Origin of the sequence: Roseivivax sp. THAF197b, assembly GCF_009363255.1 — a bacterium.
Classification (GTDB): Bacteria; Pseudomonadota; Alphaproteobacteria; order Rhodobacterales; family Rhodobacteraceae; genus Roseivivax.
On the sequence record NZ_CP045318.1, the window covers coordinates 2,360,397 to 2,377,807 of the forward strand.

At 64.2% G+C, this 17,411-nt stretch carries 15 protein-coding genes; 2 read left to right on the forward strand and 13 right to left on the reverse strand.

All coding sequences use genetic code 11. From position 1 onward, the window contains the following. Positions 1-42: 42 nt before the first annotated feature. From mdoH to FIV09_RS11580, 13 genes are all read right to left on the reverse strand, one after another. Complete coding sequence (gene mdoH / locus FIV09_RS11520) at positions 43-1,923, reverse strand: glucans biosynthesis glucosyltransferase MdoH (RefSeq protein WP_152450084.1); 1,881 nt, start codon at positions 1,921-1,923, stop codon at positions 43-45. Further along, complete coding sequence (locus tag FIV09_RS11525; RefSeq protein WP_152450085.1) at positions 1,920-3,455, reverse strand: glucan biosynthesis protein; 1,536 nt, start codon at positions 3,453-3,455, stop codon at positions 1,920-1,922. The genes mdoH and FIV09_RS11525 overlap by 4 nt, the downstream gene beginning before the upstream one ends. Before the next feature lie 6 nt (positions 3,456-3,461). Further along, the gene (locus FIV09_RS11530; RefSeq protein ID WP_152450086.1) at positions 3,462-4,673 is read right to left on the reverse strand and encodes an OpgC family protein; all 1,212 of its coding nucleotides are present in this window, start codon (positions 4,671-4,673) and stop codon (positions 3,462-3,464) included. A gap of 27 nt (positions 4,674-4,700) precedes the next feature. Continuing rightward, the gene (locus FIV09_RS11535; protein ID WP_152450087.1) at positions 4,701-6,062 is read right to left on the reverse strand and encodes a tetratricopeptide repeat protein; all 1,362 of its coding nucleotides are present in this window, start codon (positions 6,060-6,062) and stop codon (positions 4,701-4,703) included. A 114-nt stretch (positions 6,063-6,176) separates the two neighbouring features. After that, positions 6,177-7,403 (reverse strand): CaiB/BaiF CoA-transferase family protein, encoded by a 1,227-nt coding sequence (locus FIV09_RS11540; protein WP_152450088.1) that lies wholly within the window; start codon positions 7,401-7,403, stop codon positions 6,177-6,179. Then, positions 7,387-9,000 carry a thiamine pyrophosphate-binding protein gene (locus tag FIV09_RS11545; RefSeq protein WP_152450089.1) on the reverse strand — a complete coding sequence of 538 codons (1,614 nt, stop codon included), beginning with the start codon at positions 8,998-9,000 and terminating at the stop codon, positions 7,387-7,389. Before FIV09_RS11545 ends, FIV09_RS11540 begins: the two co-directional genes overlap by 17 nt. A 210-nt stretch (positions 9,001-9,210) precedes the next feature. Further along, positions 9,211-10,212, reverse strand: a complete 1,002-nt coding sequence (locus FIV09_RS11550) for an ABC transporter substrate-binding protein (RefSeq protein WP_152450090.1) — start codon at positions 10,210-10,212, stop codon at positions 9,211-9,213. A gap of 41 nt (positions 10,213-10,253) precedes the next feature. Next, positions 10,254-11,099 (reverse strand): ABC transporter permease, encoded by an 846-nt coding sequence (locus FIV09_RS11555; RefSeq protein ID WP_152450091.1) that lies wholly within the window; start codon positions 11,097-11,099, stop codon positions 10,254-10,256. Then, complete coding sequence (locus FIV09_RS11560; RefSeq protein ID WP_152450092.1) at positions 11,096-12,097, reverse strand: ABC transporter permease; 1,002 nt, start codon at positions 12,095-12,097, stop codon at positions 11,096-11,098. Before FIV09_RS11560 ends, FIV09_RS11555 begins: the two co-directional genes overlap by 4 nt. Continuing rightward, positions 12,094-12,876, reverse strand: coding sequence for an ABC transporter ATP-binding protein (locus FIV09_RS11565; RefSeq protein ID WP_152450093.1), 783 nt, complete (start codon positions 12,874-12,876; stop codon positions 12,094-12,096). The genes FIV09_RS11560 and FIV09_RS11565 overlap by 4 nt, the downstream gene beginning before the upstream one ends. Beyond that, entirely contained in the window at positions 12,876-13,448 is a 573-nt protein-coding gene (locus FIV09_RS11570) for a hypothetical protein (protein ID WP_152450094.1), read from the reverse strand. Before FIV09_RS11570 ends, FIV09_RS11565 begins: the two co-directional genes overlap by 1 nt. An 8-nt stretch (positions 13,449-13,456) precedes the next feature. After that, a complete protein-coding gene (gene hydA, locus FIV09_RS11575; RefSeq protein ID WP_152450095.1) occupies positions 13,457-14,917 on the reverse strand; it encodes a dihydropyrimidinase in 1,461 nt (486 codons plus the stop codon). A gap of 67 nt (positions 14,918-14,984) precedes the next feature. Beyond that, positions 14,985-16,235: a Zn-dependent hydrolase gene (locus tag FIV09_RS11580; RefSeq protein ID WP_152450096.1), complete on the reverse strand. Its 1,251-nt coding sequence runs from the start codon at positions 16,233-16,235 to the stop codon at positions 14,985-14,987. A gap of 181 nt (positions 16,236-16,416) precedes the next feature. On the opposite strand from FIV09_RS11580, the gene FIV09_RS11585 reads away from it, so the two are divergent. Further along, positions 16,417-17,067, forward strand: coding sequence for a TetR family transcriptional regulator C-terminal domain-containing protein (locus FIV09_RS11585; RefSeq protein ID WP_152450097.1), 651 nt, complete (start codon positions 16,417-16,419; stop codon positions 17,065-17,067). 34 nt (positions 17,068-17,101) lie between these two features. Next, positions 17,102-17,338, forward strand: coding sequence for an N-(5'-phosphoribosyl)anthranilate isomerase (locus FIV09_RS11590; protein ID WP_254702212.1), 237 nt, complete (start codon positions 17,102-17,104; stop codon positions 17,336-17,338). Positions 17,339-17,411 lie beyond the last annotated feature (73 nt).

Sequence of the window (17,411 nt, forward strand, 5' to 3'; positions counted from 1 at the left end):
CAGACCCTTTCATTGCGATCCGGGCTGCAACCTAACGCACGATCACTCCGCGGCCATGGGGGCCGCCTCCGGCGCATCGAGTGCGGCCCGCAGGCGCGCACGCTCGGCACGGGCATGCATCTGCACGCGCGGCTCACGCAGGGACAGAGGCGTATCGAGGCGGAGCGGACGGAACCGCAGCTTCGAAACTTCCAGCGAGGAGAGCCGCGACAGCACCGTCGCGAAGGCCAGGCTGAGCGCGACCGGGGCCAGCCAGAGCGACAGCACCCCTGCGGCCATGCCAGCGATCATAACGATGCCCAGCACCGTCTCGGCGGCGTGAAAGCGCAGAAGAACCGGCCAGGAATGGCGCTGCGTGCCGCGTGCCTGCGGAGCCCAGGTCGCGGCCTTGCCCGAGAAGGAGGCCAGGACCGCAAGGCTCTGCTGCACCATCAGGATCGGCGCATACAGGATTGCGAGCGCAATCTCGACACAGGTGGTGGCCGCGAACCGTCCGATCCCGCCATAAAGCCGCACGACCCCCGGCGAGGCCGCGAGAAGGGCTGCCGCCACGATCTTGGGCAACAGAAGCATCGTGTAGATGAAGGCCAGGAACCAGACCCCGTCGATGCGGCTCACAGTGGGCCAGACCGGGTAGAACGGGTTGGCCGGGCTGAAATAGCTGGGCTCGACCGCGCTCATCGGCAGGAAGGCCGACCACAGGACCAGAAGCGCGAACCAGGCGGGCGACAGAAGATAGGCGAACGCGCCCTGCAGAAGATGGAAGCGCGTGATGGGATGGAAGCCGCGGGCCGCCAAAAGACGCAGATGCTGGAGGTTGCCCCGACACCAGCGCCGGTCGCGCAGCACGTAATCGATCAGCGAGGCGGGCGTCTCCTCGAACGAGCCGCCTGCGTGGGGCAGGAAGCGCACGGACCAGCCTGCGCGGCGCAGCATGCCGGCCTCCACGAAATCATGGCTCAGGATCAATTCGGATTGCCCGTTGCGCCCCGGCAGATGCGGCAGCTGGGCGCTCGCGGCGAAGGCACGGGTCCGGATGATCGCGTTATGGCCCCAGTAATTGCCTTCTTTCTGGGACCAGATCGACAGGCCTTCTGCGGCGAGCCAGCCATAGACGGAGGTGGCGAATTGCTGCATCCGGCCAAACAGCGTCTCGGCGGAGATCAGCACCGGGAAGGACTGGATCAGGCCGGCATCGGGATCGCGGGCCAATGCGTCGGAGAGCCTGCGGATCGCGGCACCGGTCATCAGGCTGTCGGCATCGAGCACGATCATCGCATCCCAGGCCGCGCCATATTCCGCAATCCAGCCGTTGATGTTCCCGACCTTCTTGTCGGTATTGGCGTTGCGGCGGCGGTAATAGACGTCGATCTGCCGGGCCTCTTCGGCGCGCAGATGCTGCACCGCGCGCCATTCCTCGGCGGCGATTTCGGAATCCTGCGTGTCGGACAGGATGAAGAACGCGTAGCTGTCGCGGCGACGGCCCCGTTCAAGCTCGCGGCGCATGGCGGCGACATTGCCCATCACGTCCGACGGCGTCTCGTTATAGACGGGCACGAGAAGCGCGATCTTCTGCTCCGGGCCGCGCGCCCGGGCCTCGCGTCCCCGACCGAGCCAAAGCCGGATCACCGCCATCACAACGGCCGAGACTGACAGCGACACCCAGACGAAGGTCAGACCGATGAGCAGCGTGGCCAGCGCCTCGCCCCAGGTGAAGCCGCCCGTGTCGAACCAGCGCACTAGGCCCACGATCAGCGACAGCGTGATCGCGATGGCCGGGCCGAAGGCACCGACGCGCCAAGCCAGATCACGCAGCCTGCGGCGCGGAAGGGAATGCACGGGCGTGTCGGCCCGGTCGAAGCGTTGCGGCGCGAGATCGAGCGGCGCGCGCGGCGGCATCATGGGATCGAGCGGCCGTGTCATCGTGTCCACCTGTATAGCCAAACTTCGGATAAGGGTCCGTCGCCTGCACGCAGCTGCGCGCGCATCTCGATGAGGTCGGCATCGCCGGGTTCGAGCTTGAAGCCGAGCCGCAGCCCGCCCGTCTGCGGATTGTCTTCCACGATGGGCGCAACAATTGTGCCGTCCGAGGCGCGCACCAAGGGAGTGATTTCGTCGCGGGCGACGGCCATGCTTTCTTCGTGGGCGAAATCGATGGTGAAGCGGAGCCCGCCCCCCCGATCCGCGCCGGCACGGGTATTGGCGACCTTGAGACCGGTGCCGTATTCGGTGCGCGCACCCCACGTCATGTCGTAGGAGAAGGCGCGCGACTGCCCGGGCTCCAGCGGCGATGCGGGCCGCCAATAGGCGACGATATTGTCGTAGATCTCGTCATCGGTGGGAATTTCCACCAACGTGACCTCACCCGCGCCCCAGCCCTCGCGGGGGGCAATCCAGAGAGATGGACGGCGGTGATAAAGCGCCTGCAGATCGCCGAAATCCTCGAAGTTCCGCGCACGCTGCATCAGGCCGAAGCCCTTGGGGTTGTTGTCGAGAAAACCGCTGATCTGGAGCGTGCGGGGATTGGCCAGCGGACGCCAGATCGTCTCTCCGCCGCCATTGACGATGGAAAGCCCGTCCGAGTCGTGGATGGCAGAGCGGAAGTCGGAGAACCGGTCGCGGTTCGTCTCGTCGAACTGGAACATCGAGGTCAGCGGCGCGATGCCCATATTCGTCACACGCTCGCGCGCGAACACCTCGGCCTCGACCCCGATCTCGAGCGTATCGCCGGGGATGATCTCGAACCGGTACGCGCCGGTCACGGACGGGCTGTCCATGAGCGCATGAACCACGATCCGGTCGGATTCGACCTCCGGCCGCTCGAGCCAGAAATGCCGGAACTCGGGAAATTCCTCGCCATCGGGCGACGCGGTGTCGATGGCGAGCCCCCGCGCGGACAGCCCGTACGTTTGACCAGCACCGATACCCCGGAAATAGCTGGCGCCCTGGAAGACCGCGAATTCGGTGTAGATGTCCTGCCGTTCCAGTTCTGCGCGCAGGCGGAAACCGGAATAGCCAAGCGTCTCGTCGACGGGAAGATCGGGGAACTTGTCGGTCGTATCGAACACGCCCATGTCGAACAGCACGGGGCGCGCCTGCCCCGCTTCCACCACCTCAAGGCGGATCGGCGTCGGGAAATAGAGCCCCGGTGCGAAGACATCGACGCGGACGGGCGTGCCCTCCTCGCCCTCCCAAAGCGCGTTGCGGGCATCGAACCAGATCTTGCGGTACTGATCGTAGCTGATCTCGGTCCAAGCGTCGGGAATCCGCGTGGGGGGCTGATACGCCTCGGAGGCCATGCGTTCAGCCATCGCGCGCACATCCGCAGGCGTGAAAGGCCGCCCCTCGCCCAGTTGCAGGCCGGGCTCAACCGCCTCTTCCGTGGCGGCGAACGCGTTCGTGGCAGGCAGAGCCGACAGGGCCAGAAGCCCCTGAATGAGTTCGCGCCGCAGCATTGCCATTTATCCCTTCGACTTGCGCCAGGGTTGGGATTTGAACCAACCCGCTCCGTAGGCCACTGCCACGAGCAGCAATGCACCTGCGGCATTAACAAGCAGCATCGACAAGTGGTTCCGGCCGGTGACGTCAAGAACGGTGCCCATGATCCGCGCCAGGAACATCGAGGTGATGAAAACGGCGAGAGATTGCTGACCGACCTTCATGATGACGGCGAGAACCCGCCGCCAGGCCTCTGCCGCAAGGCCCGCCGTGTCGGACGGGATCAGGCGCACCCCGCGCGGTCCGACCGCGACCCACGCCAGATAGGCAAGGGACAGGAAGTGCACGTAGCGCAAGAGGCCGAAATCGGTCTTGGCGATCAGAAGCGCATAGTCGGAGCGCCATTCGCGGGCATAGTCCCACGCCCCGATCAGACGGAAATAGGCAAAGGGCAAGGTCAGCAGGACGATGGCCAGCGCCACCAGAACGAGGCGCCGATCCACCGGCGGCGCGGGCAGCCAGCCTGCCATGAACGCAAAGCCCGTGAAGAAGATCAATTGCCAGCCGAATGGATTGAAGAACCATTCCCGCGCCGACCAGGGCTCCGCGGGCAAATACACCAGATCCGCCTGCGCAAAGGCCCAGACCGTCACGACCACCAGCGCCGCCAATCCGCGATGCACCCAGACGAGCGCCACGAAAAACGGCATCATCGCCAGGATCACCAGATACATGGGCAGGATGTCGAAATAGTTCGGCACATAGGTCAGCGTCATGAGCGCCATGAGATTGCGCTCGGGATTGTTGAAGAACGGGTGGAGGTTGAGCTGGCCGATATAGTCGCGCTCCAGCGCCCCGCTGGCATTGAGCGCGGCCATGGTGGCGGCAATGGCCAGAAAGAGGCCGATATGCGCCCAGTAGACCTGCCAGCAGCGAAACGCGACGCGGGCCGCCCCCAAGGCCCAGCCTCGCGTGGCGAAGACCTTCCCGAAGGCGATGGCCGAGGCCATGCCAGAGCAGAAGACGAAGATCTCCGTCGCATCGGAAAAGCCGAACCGCGCGGGGATCCACATGGCCAGCCAATTGCCCGGCACATGCGCGATCAGGATGATGAACATCGCGATACCGCGGAAGAAATCGAGCCGGGGGTCGCGCAAGGCGGACCGCGATGCGGCGGCATTGGCATCCGATGTGGCGGGGGCAGCGGTGGTCAATGTGGGGTCTGCAAGACTCATGTTGGCTTTCTGTGGGTCCTGACCCGGTTATTGCGCGGCGTAAAGGCCCGCATTGCGGCGCGCCTCGGCAATGGCCTCGATGCGGCTTTCCGCGAAGGTGTCGGGACGGCTCGCCCGCAGCGCGGTACGCTCGGCGAGGATGGCGGAGGTTGCGACAAAGGCGCCGGCGCGGATGCCTGCATCGACGGTGATCCGTTCGAAGACATCGCGCTGTGCATGGCTGCCGCCGATCTGGCGCATATGGCTCCGGGCGGCAGTCAGGTCCGCGAAGGCCTGCGCATATTGCCCCTCTCCGAAGGCGGCGAGGCCCCGCGCGGCCCGCTCGCCGGGATGGGATGCGATGCGCGCGGTCTCGGGCGTTGCGGCCCCGCTGCCCGCGATGCGCGCTGCAAGCTGTCGTGCGGCGCCGGGGCGCTGATCGCCCGACAAGGCCAGCATGTAATGCATATCCGCAAAGACGAGGCAGCCATCGCTCAGCCGGGCTTCGGCCAGATCGGCCAGCTCTGTCCAGCGCGTCCCGCAATCGACGCCATCAAGCTCCAGCCGCATAAGAAGCGAGGTCGCGTTGGAGATATCGCGGTAATCGTCGGTCTTGTCGGCCCGGATCTGCGTATCATAAAGCGCCAGAACCCGGTCCACCTCGCCGCGGTCGAGATGCAGAAGCGCCTTGTGCCACCAGACATGGTAGCGAAAGTTGTTGCAATGATCCCAGGCGCTTGTGTTGTTCTCGATCAGGGCGATGCCGCAATCGGGCCGATGCGTCATGTCAAAGACATGGGTGACCGCGTGCAACCCCCAGGCATCGTCGGCTGCAAGCTCCAGGCCTGCGCGCCCCGCTTTCTCAGCTTCGGAATAGGCGCCCGTCTCCTCAAGGGCAAAGGCATGACAGCCCAGCGCGTAACCTGCGAGCGCGTGATCGCTGTCATGGGCTGCAAGCGCGCTTTCCACCGAAAGCCGCATGCCGGGCGCGTCGCCCAGGATGAAACGGATGCCATGGGCCATCTTCAGCGTCAGCGTGTCGGCGGGATTGCGCGCCAACACCCGGTCGAGATGGAAAACCGCCCCCGAGGGATGCCCCGCAAGCCAGGCCGAAAGCGCGTCGGCATAGGCCCGCGCGCGGTCTGGCGCGCCGCCCTCGTCCAGAAGCGTCCTGACCTGCTGCGACACCTCCCGCGCCGTCGCCACCAACTCACGCCGTCCGAGCATCAGGCAGAACAACCCCTTGGCCGACAGGGCCAGCACGGAGTTGGGCGAAAGGCGCAAGACCTCGGCCAGGTGATCGGGCGCCTTCAGCCCATGCGCGAGGAAGGCACGGACCATCGCATTCCACGCAGCCAGCGCGGCGGGATCGTCGAAGTCAGTCTCCGCGCGGCAAACATCTAGATTCATGGGCTGTCCTGCATCGCTGTCATTCCGGTCGCGACCAGCCTAGTCGTCGGCGGGGCGTCCGGCAGGTCACATACGCGCCAAAACGCGCATTTGTGAAATCGCTTTGAGCGGGAATCAGCGGTTGTCTCGGCGGGTTATGGCCGATCGCAAGACCTCCAGAACCCGGTCGCTGTCCTGTCCCATGCGCGGCGGCGGGGTCTGGTAGCGCACCGGCGTCCTGGAGAATTTAAGCGGGTTTCCAAGCACTTGCACCGCCTCATTGACGCATTCCGGATGCACCATTTCCACCACAGCGCCCCGCGCCTGCGCCTGATCCGACATGAGCGCCTGAGCGACGTTATGGATGGGGCCGGCCGGCACGGTTTCGCCTGCGAGGCGCTCAAGGATGTCGCATTGCGCCATTGGCGCGAGAATTTCTGTAATAATTGCCGTGAGATCCGCGCGATTCTTGAGCCGAAGCTGATTTGTTGCAAAGCGGGAATCCGCTGCGAGCTCATCCCGGCCCATTGCCTTGGAAAAGCGCGCAAACTGCCCGTCATTGCCCACCGCGAGGATCACGTGGCCATCGGCACAGGCGAAAACGTCATAGGGCGCGATGTTGGGATGCGCGTTGCCGCGCCGCTCGGGCACCTTGCCGGAGGTGAGGAAATTCGTGCCCTCATTGATCAGCCAGGCCATCTGCGCATCGACGAGCGCCAGATCGATATGCTGACCCTCGCCCGTGCGGTCGCGGTGGCGCAATGCGGCCAGAATGCCCACGGTCGCGTACATCCCGCACATCACGTCCGCGATGCCCACGCCCACCTTCATGGGCGCGCCTTCAGGTTCGCCGGTCAGCGACATGATCCCGCCATAGCCCTGCGCCATCAGATCATAGCCGGCGAGATGCCGGTTGGGGCCGGTCTGCCCGAAGCCCGAAATCGAGCAGTAAACGAGATCGGGCCGCGCGGCGCAGAGCGTGGCATGGTCGAGCCCGTATTTCTCAAGACCGCCGGGTTTGAAATTCTCGATCACCACATCGGCCTGCATCGCGATCTCGCGCACCAGCGCGGCGCCTTCCGGCGTGGAGATGTCGGCGGCAATGCTGTGTTTATTGCGGTTGGCGGCCATGAAATAGGCCGAGAGATCGCTCTGCCCGTCTCGCGTTTCGGCATAGGGCGGCCCCCAGGCGCGAGTGTCGTCGCCGCCGGATTTGGGGTTCTCGATCTTCAGGATCGTCGCGCCCAGATCGCCCAGAAGCTGCGTGGCCGTCGGCCCTGCGAGGATGCGCGAAAGGTCGCAGACGATCAGCCCGTCCAGCGCGCCGGGCGAATTGGACTTCGGATCAGAGGCGTCCGTCATAAGCTCTCCTGTCGATCTCTGCCGCGATCACGGTGAAGGTCTCTGCGGCCATGGCCGCGTGCAATGCCCTCTCCAGCCCGGCGCGGTCTGAGACATGCACGCCCTGCCCGCCCATGGCACGGGCAAGTCCGGCAAAATCCGTGCCGCCAAAATCGACGCCAGTATTGGCAAGCTGCCGCTGACGCTGCTTCAGCTCGATCAGCGCGAGGGAGCGGTCGACGAACACGACGAAGATCGGCGCGACGCCCAGCTCCGCCGCACTGGCCAACTCGCCTGCGACCATCAGAAAACCCGCATCGCCAGAGAAGCTGACGACCGGCACGTTTGGGTCGGCCAATTTCAGCCCGATGGCCAACGGCACGGCGCAACCCATGGTGCAAAGCCCCGAGGATTGCACGAGCCCGCGCGGGGCGTGGCAGCGCCACATCTGCGACAGAAGGATCCGGTGCGCGCCGCTGTCGGCGGTGGCACGGGTCTCGCGCGGCAGCACCCGGCGGCAGGTATCGATGACGACGCCGGGGCCCCAGTCGGGCTCTGGCGCGAAAGCCTCCGCGAGGGCCGCCTGAACCTCGGCAATGCGCCCACCCCAGCCGGTTGCCGGTTGTGCGCCTGCGGTCAGCACGGCGAGGCTCGGGGCGACATGGCCCAGCACGTTCACGCTGCCCTGATGCATGTAATGGGCGTTGGGCACGGCGGCGATATCGATCACCGTCTGACGGTCCGGATCGAACGCGTCCTGCCAGCCGGGCCGCATCTCGATCGGGTCATAGCCTGCAAGCAGGACCACATCGGCTTCGCGCACCAGCGGCAGAAGATGTGTGTCCGCCTTGGGCGACAGCCCCGCGCCGCCCAGGGCCAGCGGGTGATCTTCGTCGATCAACCCCTTGCCCTTGTAGGCGGTGATGAGCGGCGCACCTAGCGCCTCCGCGGCTGCGCGGATGGCATCGCCCGCGCCTTCGTTCACCGCATCGACGCCCGCCACGATCAGGGGACGCGTCGCCCCCAAGACCGCCGCCCGCGCCGCATCGAGGGCCGCACCGGGCGCAGGCGCCATCGGCATCGCCGCGCGCCGCCGCAAGGCAGGCTGGGCCGTCGCAGGCGCATCGGCCACAGCGATGGGCAGGTCGATATGCACCGGGCCGGGCTGCCCATCCGTGGCGATGGCCAGCGCCTTGTCGGCGATGACCTCTGCCGCGCCTTGTGTCATGGTAAAGCTCGCCTTGCAGACCGCGCCGAAGACCGCGCGCTGGTCGAGCACCTGGTGGGTGTAGCGCTCCGCCGTGTCGGCATCAATGGCGCCCGTCACGACGATCATCGGCACCCGGTCCTGGCGCGCGTTTTCGACGACATTTATCGCGTTGAGCGCACCGGGCCCGACCGTGGCCACCAGAAGTGCGGGCGCACCATCCACGTGATGCACGCCTTCAGCCATGAAGCCGCCCGCGTTTTCATGTTTGACGAGGTGAAAGGCGATGCCCGCCTGACGCAGCGCATCGAGGAGGGTCAGAACCTCGCCGCCCGGCATCCCGAAGGCGTGGCGGCAGCCCGCATCGTGAAGGCGGCGCGCAAGGATATCGGCAGTACGTGTCTCGGCCATGATGCCTCCGAAAGTGTCCGACAGACGAGAGGCGAGCCGCGCCCCAATGACAAGACCCCCGGCAACAAAGCCGCGCGAGGGGGCTGTAACATGCCGACCCAAAGCGGGATTTCGGTGCCCGGTCGCGCGCGACCGCACGGATCGGCTCCCGCAAAGAAAAACCGCCGCGCAAGTCCCCTCGCGCGGCGGTGTCGGTTCAGACCAAAGCGATCAGTTCAGCGCCTTGTCCGTGATGGCATGGGTCCAGGCGCCTTCCGGCTCCGCGGTGATCGCGGGGTTATCCTCGGAGATGGCCGACAGAAGCGTGTCGACCGTCTGCTGGTAATCGGCGGGATCGAGCGCACCGTTGGAGCCCGCGGTCAGCTTCGCCACCTCGCCCATCATATAGGTCTGGTGATCGAGCGTCTGCGCGCCGGTCATGTCGTTGTCGACAACAATCTGCGCGGCTTCCTCGGGGTTTTCCTCGGCGTATTTCCAGCCCTTCATCGAGGCGCGCACGAAGCGGACCATCTTGTCTTCGAATTCGGGATCCTCGAGGTTTTCCTCGAGCACGTAGAGCCCGTCTTCGAGCATGCCGACGCCCTGTTCGAGATAGTTGAAATTCGCAAGCTCCTCGGGCGCGTAACCCGCATCGAGCACCTGACCGTATTCGTTATAGGTCATGGTCGAGATGCAATCGGCCTGCCCCTGCAGCAGGGGATCGACGTTGAAGGCCTGCTTCAGGACCGTGACGCCATCCTCGTCCGCGCCATCGGTGTCGACGCCCAGCTGCGCCATCCAGGCGTAGAAGGGATATTCATTGCCGAAGAACCACACACCCAGCGTGCGGCCCGGGAAATCCTCGGGCGTCTCGACGCCTGTGGATTTGAGGCAGGTCAGCTGCAGACCGCCCGTGGCGAAGGGCTGCGCGATGTTCACCAGCGGCACGCCGCGTTCACGTGCGGCGAGACCCGCGGCCATCCAGGTCACGATCACGTCGGCGCCGCCGCCCGCGATGACCTGCTCGGGCGCGATGTCCGGCCCACCCGGCTTGATCTCGACGTCGAGACCTTCCTCTTCGTAAAAGCCCTGCGCCTCGGCCACGTAATAGCCCGCGAACTGGGCCTGCGTGACCCATTTCAGCTGCAGTGTGACCTCGTCGAGATCCTGCGCCTGCACGGCCGGGGCCATCATCCCCAGAACCGCGGCAGCACCGATGAGTGTTTTCTTCATATCTTAACCTCCATGTCGGTTCCGGCTTCTCGCCCGACGTCTCAGCGTCGGTGCGACGGGTGCCAGAACGTGACCCGTTTTTCGATGGCGGCGACCGCGCCATAAAAGAGTGTCCCTGCAAGCGCCGCCACGACAATCTCGGCCCAGACCATGTCGAGCGCAAGCTGCCCGACCGAGGTGGAGATGCGGAAGCCCACGCCCATGATCGGAGAGCCGAAAAATTCGGCAACGATCGCGCCGATGAGCGCCAGCGTGGTGGAAATCTTCAGGCCGTTGAAGATGAAGGGCATCGCGGCGGGCAGGCGCAGCTTGATCAGCGTCTGCACATAGCTCGCGCCATAGGTCCGCATCAGGTCGCGCTGCATCGCGGCCGTATCCTGCAGTCCCGCGACCGTGTTCACCAGCATCGGGAAGAAGACCATTACGACGACCACCGCCGCCTTGGACTGCCAGTCGAAGCCGAACCACATCACAAGGATGGGGGCGGTGCCGACGATGGGAAGGGCTGCCATGAAATTGCCCACCGGCAGGATGCCCCGACGCAGGAAATCCGTGCGGTCCGCAAGGATCGCCACCGCAAACGCCGCCACGCAGCCCATAGCAAAGCCCGACAGCGCGCCCTTGACGAAGGTCTGCACGAAATCCTGCCACAGGATATCGATCTGCGCGGCGAAGGTCGCGGTGATCACGCTTGGCGCAGGCAGGATCACGCCCGGCACGTCGAGGCCGCGCACGACCAGTTCCCAGATCCCCAGAAGCGTCAGGCCGAAGATGATCGGCACGGCCAGCTGCGCCGCGCGGGTCTCGGCCACTGGCCCGGTGGCCAGACGCACATTCAGCATCCAGCCCGCCGCCCAGAGAACGATTGCTGCCGCCACCAAGGTCATCGCCGCATCCCCATCTTTGCCAGAAGTGCGCGTTCGATCACGCCGATGAGCCCCACGCAGAGCGCCGCCAGAATGGCCGCCGCGAAAAGCGCAGACCAGATCTGCACCGTCTGCCCGTAATAGCTCCCCGCCAGAAGCCGCGCGCCCAGCCCCGCCGTGGCGCCCGTAGGCAATTCGCCCACGATGGCACCGATGAGGGCTGCGGCGAAACCAATCTTCAGCGATGCGAAGAGATAAGGCATCGACGCGGGCAGGCGCAGCTTCCAGAAGGTCTCGGACTTGCTGGCCCCATAGGTCGCAAGCAGGTCGAGCTGCATCGCATCGGGCGAGCGCAGGCCCTTCACCATGCCCACGATCACCGGGAAGAACGAGAGATACGCGGAGATGACAGCCTTGGGCACGAGACCCTGAATGCCGATGGAATAGAGCACCACGATGATCATCGGCGCGATGGCGATGATCGGTATGGTCTGGCTGACGATCGCCCAGGGCATGACGCTCATATCCATCACGCGGGAATGCACGATCCCCACGGCCAGAAGGATGCCAAGCCCGGTGCCGATCAGAAAGCCGAGTCCCGTGGCCGACAGCGTGACCCAACCGTGATATATCAGGCTGCGCGGCGATGTGGGGGCGATTGCGGCGGTGGAGTTCCACAGCTCCGTCGCCACCTGATGCGGGGCGGGCAGCCGCGCGCGGTCCTGCGTGTAGGCCCCGTCAATGGCCACGCCCGGATTGGCCAGCGCCAGGGCCAGCCCGCCCATGACGCGCCGTTCGGCAGGGCTTTCGGGGCTGACGGCGATATCTGCTCGCGCCGCATCCCGAACCGATTGCGCGGCGTTCATGGGGATGCAGGCGAGATACCAGAAGACGATCAGCGCCGCGACGACGGTCAGAACCGGCGCCAGCCCCGCGCCGGCAGCTCGCGCGAAAAGCGCCACGCGGCCCGACCGCCCGACACCCGCGCCCTGCCCTGCGATGGGAGCGGTATCGCTCATGCCGCCTCCATGCCCGCGCGGAGGCCTTCGCGGACGCGGTGGGCGATCTCGATGAACTCGCGGCTGTCGCGGATATCGAGCGGGCGTTCCTTGGGCAGCGGGCTGTCGATCACGTCCGAGATACGGCCCGGACGGGGCGACATCACCACGATCTTGGTCGAGAGATAGACCGCCTCGGGGATCGAATGGGTGACGAAGAGCATGGTCTTCTCCGTGCGCGCCCAGAGGTTCAGTAGCTCCTCGTTGAGCCGGTCGCGCACGATCTCGTCCAGCGCGCCGAAGGGCTCGTCCATCAACAGGATCGCTGCGTCGAAACTGAGCGCCCGCGCGATGGAGGCGCGCTGCTGCATCCCGCCCGAAAGCTGCCATGGGTATTTCTGCTCGAACCCTGCAAGATCAACGAGTTCCAGCGTTTCCTTCACGCGGCGGTCTTTCTCCGCCGAGGAATATTTCATGATCTCCAGCGGCAGGCGGATATTCCCGCCGATCGTACGCCACGGATAGAGCCCTGCCGCCTGAAAGACATAGCCATAGGCGCGCGCCTTTCGCGCCTCGTCCGGCGTCATTCCGTCCACCGTGAGCGTGCCGCCCGTCGGCGTCTCCAGCCCCGCCACGCAGCGCAGAAAGGTCGTCTTGCCGCAGCCCGAAGGCCCGATGAAGGACACGAACTCGCCCTTGGCAACGTCGAGGTTCACATCCTTCAGCGCATGGACGGGGCCATCATTGGTCTGAAAGGTGAGGTTCAGATCCTTGGCGCGGATCACCGGGGCAGTAGCCATTAGAGCCTCTTTTCATCAAATATTACGGCAAAAGGCACTAAATCGACAGCGAATAACATTCCAAAGAACGACAGCACTATCAATAAAAAATAGATAAACCAAACACTCGCTTGACTTTCCGAATTCCAAATGTCGTGAAATCCAATCTTGCTTGCCATTCCACGGGCATTCATGATTGAAAGGTCAGAGACATCGGAACTCTTGCATAGACCATCCAAAGAAAATGGTCGAGCGACTGGAATTCCTACCTTCCCGCCCTTGATATCTTGGCTAAATTTTTCCGTTGAGAGGTAATGACCGATCTCGCGATCTCGCCAAATGAAGCAGTCTTGGAACGCTTTGAACATTGCGTCGAAATAAAGCAGGAAGCCATTCACAAAAATCGCAAGAAAGCACACCCACCATGCGGACTCTTCTCTAACGGCTATTCCAATTGATACACCTGTAAACGCGACGGCCCAGCTTCGAAAACGCGTCAATTGCGCGCCTAGCGAAGAAATCGAGTCTTTGGTTTGACGCCAGTCTTGCATCAAAACTTCAAACTTTAAGTCAACCGCCTTTTTTTTCGTCATCTGTCACCTCAAATACCCGCCGGAATGTTCATCGGATCGCGCTGGATCATCTTAGGCGCGGTCAGCGCCTTCCACTTGGACAGCGCGGTATGCGCCGAGGGGAAGGCCGGGCGCGGCACGAAGCGGCCCCTTCCGGGCTGGGGCTGGCTGTTCTGACCCCAAGCCCAGATGACCTCGCCGCGCGAGAGCGTGTAGCGCGGCTGAGCGGTGACCTCGAAGCCCTCGAACACGTTGTAATCGAGGATGGAGTGATGGTTCGAAGCCGAGATCGTCTTGGTGATCGACGGATCCCAGACGACGATATCCGCATCGGCCCCTTCCACGAGCGCGCCCTTCTTGGGGTAGATGTTGAGGATCTTGGCGACGTTCGACGAGGTCACGGCGACGAATTCGTTCATCGTCAGGCGGCCCGTCTCGACCCCTTGTGTCCAGAGCACGCCGAGCCGTTCCTCCAGCCCGTTCGAGCCGTTGGGGATCTTGGTGAAATCGCCCACGCCCATGCGCTTCTGCTCGGTGGAGAAGGCGGCGTGGTCGGTGGCCACGACCTGCAGGCTGCCCGCCTGAAGCCCGGCCCAGAGCCCGTCCTGATGCTCTTTCGAACGGAAGGGCGGCGACATCACGCGGCGCGCGGCGTGGTCCCAATCCTTGTTGAAATACTCGCTCTCATCTAGGGTCAGGAACTGCGCCAGCGGCTCGCCATAGACCCGCATGCCCTTCTGTCGCGCGCGCCGGATCGCTTCGTGCGCCTGCTCGCAGGAGACATGCACGATATAAAGCGGCACGCCCGCCGCATCGGCGATCATGATGGCGCGGTTGGCGGCCTCACCCTCCACTTCCGGCGGGCGCGAATAGGCGTGACCTTCCGGCCCGGTGATGCCCTTCGCCAGCATCTCCTGCTGCAGATCGGCGACGATATCACCGTTCTCCGCATGCACCATCGGCAGCGCGCCCAACTCCTTGCAGCGCTTGAAGGAGGCGAACATCTCGTCGTCCTCGATCATCAGCGCGCCCTTGTAGGCCATGAAATGCTTGAAGGAATTGACGCCCATATCGACGGCATCCTTCATCTCGTTGAAGATCGTCTCGTTCCAGCCGGTGATGGCCATATGATAGCCGATGTCGGAGCAGATCTGCGGCGCGGACTTGCGGTGCCATTCGTTGATCGCGTTCTTGATCGAGCCGTCGGCCCCCGGCAGGCAGAAATCGACAAGCATCGTGGTGCCGCCACAGGCCGCGGCCCAGGTGCCGGTCTCGAAGGTCTCGGCGGCGGTGGTGCCCATGAAGGGCATCTCCAGATGCGTGTGCGGGTCGATGCCGCCGGGGATCACGTAGGCGCCTTCGGCGTCGATATATTCGTCGCCTTTCAGGTCCTCGCCGATCTGCTTGATCGTTTCGCCCTCGATCAGGATATCGGCCTTCCAGGTGCGGTCGGCGGTGACGATGGTGCCGTTCTTGATGACCTTGGTCATGGTGTCTCTCCCTGCGTTGGTTCGCATATTTTCTGGGGCGCGTGGCCCGGTGGACCAGAGCCCGGCCTTATTCGACGATCTCCGCCGTCTCGACCACGGCATGCATCAGCACATCCGTCCCGGCCGCGGCCCAATCCTTGGAAATCTCCTCGGCCTCGTTGTGGCTCAGGCCGTCCACGCAAGGGCACATGATCATCGCCGTGGGCGCCACCTGGTTGATCCAGCAGGCATCGTGCCCCGCGCCCGAGATGATATCCATATGCGAATAGCCCAGCCGTTCGGCGGCATCGCGCACGGCCTTGACGCAGCCTTCATCGAAGGCCACGGGATCGAAGCCGCCGACCTTCTCGAAGACGACCTCGAGCCCCATCTCGTCGGCGATCGTCTGACCCTCGACGCGCAGCCTTGTCTCCATATCCTCGATCACCGAAAGGTCGGGACAGCGGAAATCGACCGTGAAGACGACCTTTCCGGGGATCACGTTGCGCGAATTGGGATAGACGTCGATATGTCCCGCAGCGCCCACGGCATGGGGCTTGTGCGACCAGGCGATCTCGTCGACCTTTTCGAGGATGCGCGCCATGCCGAGGCCCGCATTCTTGCGCATCGGCATGGGCGTCGAGCCGGTATGCGCGTCCTTGCCCGTCACCGTCACCTGCGTCCAGCTGAGGCCCTGGCCATGCGTGACGACACCGATATCCTTCTTTTCGGCCTCGAGGATCGGTCCCTGTTCAATGTGCAGCTCGAAGAAGGCATGCATCTTCCGTGCGCCCACCTCTTCGTCGCCCTTCCAGCCGATGCGGGTCAGCTCATCTCCGAAGGTCTTGCCTGCCGCGTCGGTCCGGGCGTACGCCCAGTCCTGATCGTGAATGCCCGCGAAAACGCCCGAGGACAGCATGGCGGGCGCAAAGCGCGTACCTTCTTCGTTGGTGAAATTCGTCACCACGATCGGGTGCTTGGTCTTGATCCCCAGGTCATTGAGCGTGCGCAGGATCTCCAGCCCGCCCAGCACACCCAGAACGCCGTCATATTTGCCGCCCGTGGGCTGGGTGTCGAGATGGCTGCCAACATAGACAGGCAGCGCATCGGGATCGGTGCCCTCGCGGCGCGCGAACATGTTGCCCATCTGGTCGAGCCCCATGCTGCAGCCCGCCGCCTCGCACCAGGATTGAAAAAGCGCGCGCCCTTCCGCATCCTCATCCGTGAGGGTCTGGCGATTGTTGCCACCCGCAACGCCGGGGCCGATCTTGGCCATCTCCATCAGGCTGTCCCAGAGCCGGTCGCCATTGATCCTGAGATTTTCGCCTGGTGCTGCCATGTCTCGTCCCTGTCGCTTGTCTTCGGAGCGGCTTGACCGCGCCCCGTGTGGTTTTTTACCATTTGGTCAAGACACGATTGCAACCGCCCGCCCCCCTGTCAAGCGGCGCAACCCTTCACCCGCGCGCATCCGGCCATCCTGCGATGCCAGTGCCTAGAAGCGCATCATCAGGAACCCGTCCATGGACACGTCTGCTCGCCCCGCGCCCGAAAAGCCCGAGGGAAAACCCCTCAGCCGCATTCAGATGCGGAACCGTGAACGGATCCTCGACGCGGCGCTTGATGTGTTCTCATCCCAAGGTTTCCGCGGTGCCACGCTCGATGAGATTGCGGACAGGGCAGGCATGTCAAAGCCGAACATCCTGTATTATTTCGATGGCAAGGAAGCGATCCACGTGGCGCTTCTGAACGGCCTGATGGCCAAATGGTTGGCGCCGCTCGAGGCCCTGCGCGACGAGGACTCGCCGCTCGATGCGCTCATGGCCTATGTGGCGACCAAGCTCGACATGAGCCGGTCCATGCCGCGCGAAAGCCGTCTGTTCGCGAATGAAGTCCTGCAGGGCGCGCCCCGGATGGGACCTCATCTTCGCGCCGGATTGAAACCGCTCTTCGACGAAAAATGTCGGTTGATCCGGCGCTGGATCGAGGCGGGCCGGATCGCGCCGGTCGACCCGGAGCATTTGCTCTTCACGATCTGGGCGGTCACCCAGCATTACGCGGATTTCGAAGCGCAGGTCGATGTGCTCGTGGCCGGACAGGCCGGTGGCTGGGACCGTGCGACAGCACATGTAGACGGCATGTTTCGCACGCTTCTGTCTCCGCAGCGCGCTTAACGTCCTTTTAACCGAGCGCGCTGTAGGAAGACGCATGCAGATGCAGCGCGTCACCACCCTCCCGACCCGGGAACAATGGCTGGCTCAATTGTTTGGAGCCCAGGCCGTTGCGAAAGGAGGTGTTGTCCGACGCGCGACGAGGGATGTGGACCGGATGATCGGGCGGGACGCATTCAAACGCGAAGTTCGATTGCGCGGATTTCACCTGGTGGAATGCGGAGGGCAGATGATTGTCATCTGCAACGCCGGGCAATTGACGGTGCTCGTCTGAGTGCAACGATGTCGCACGATCTTAAATAAGATCGTGATAAGATTATTCATTAATAATCTTAACTTACGCGAGG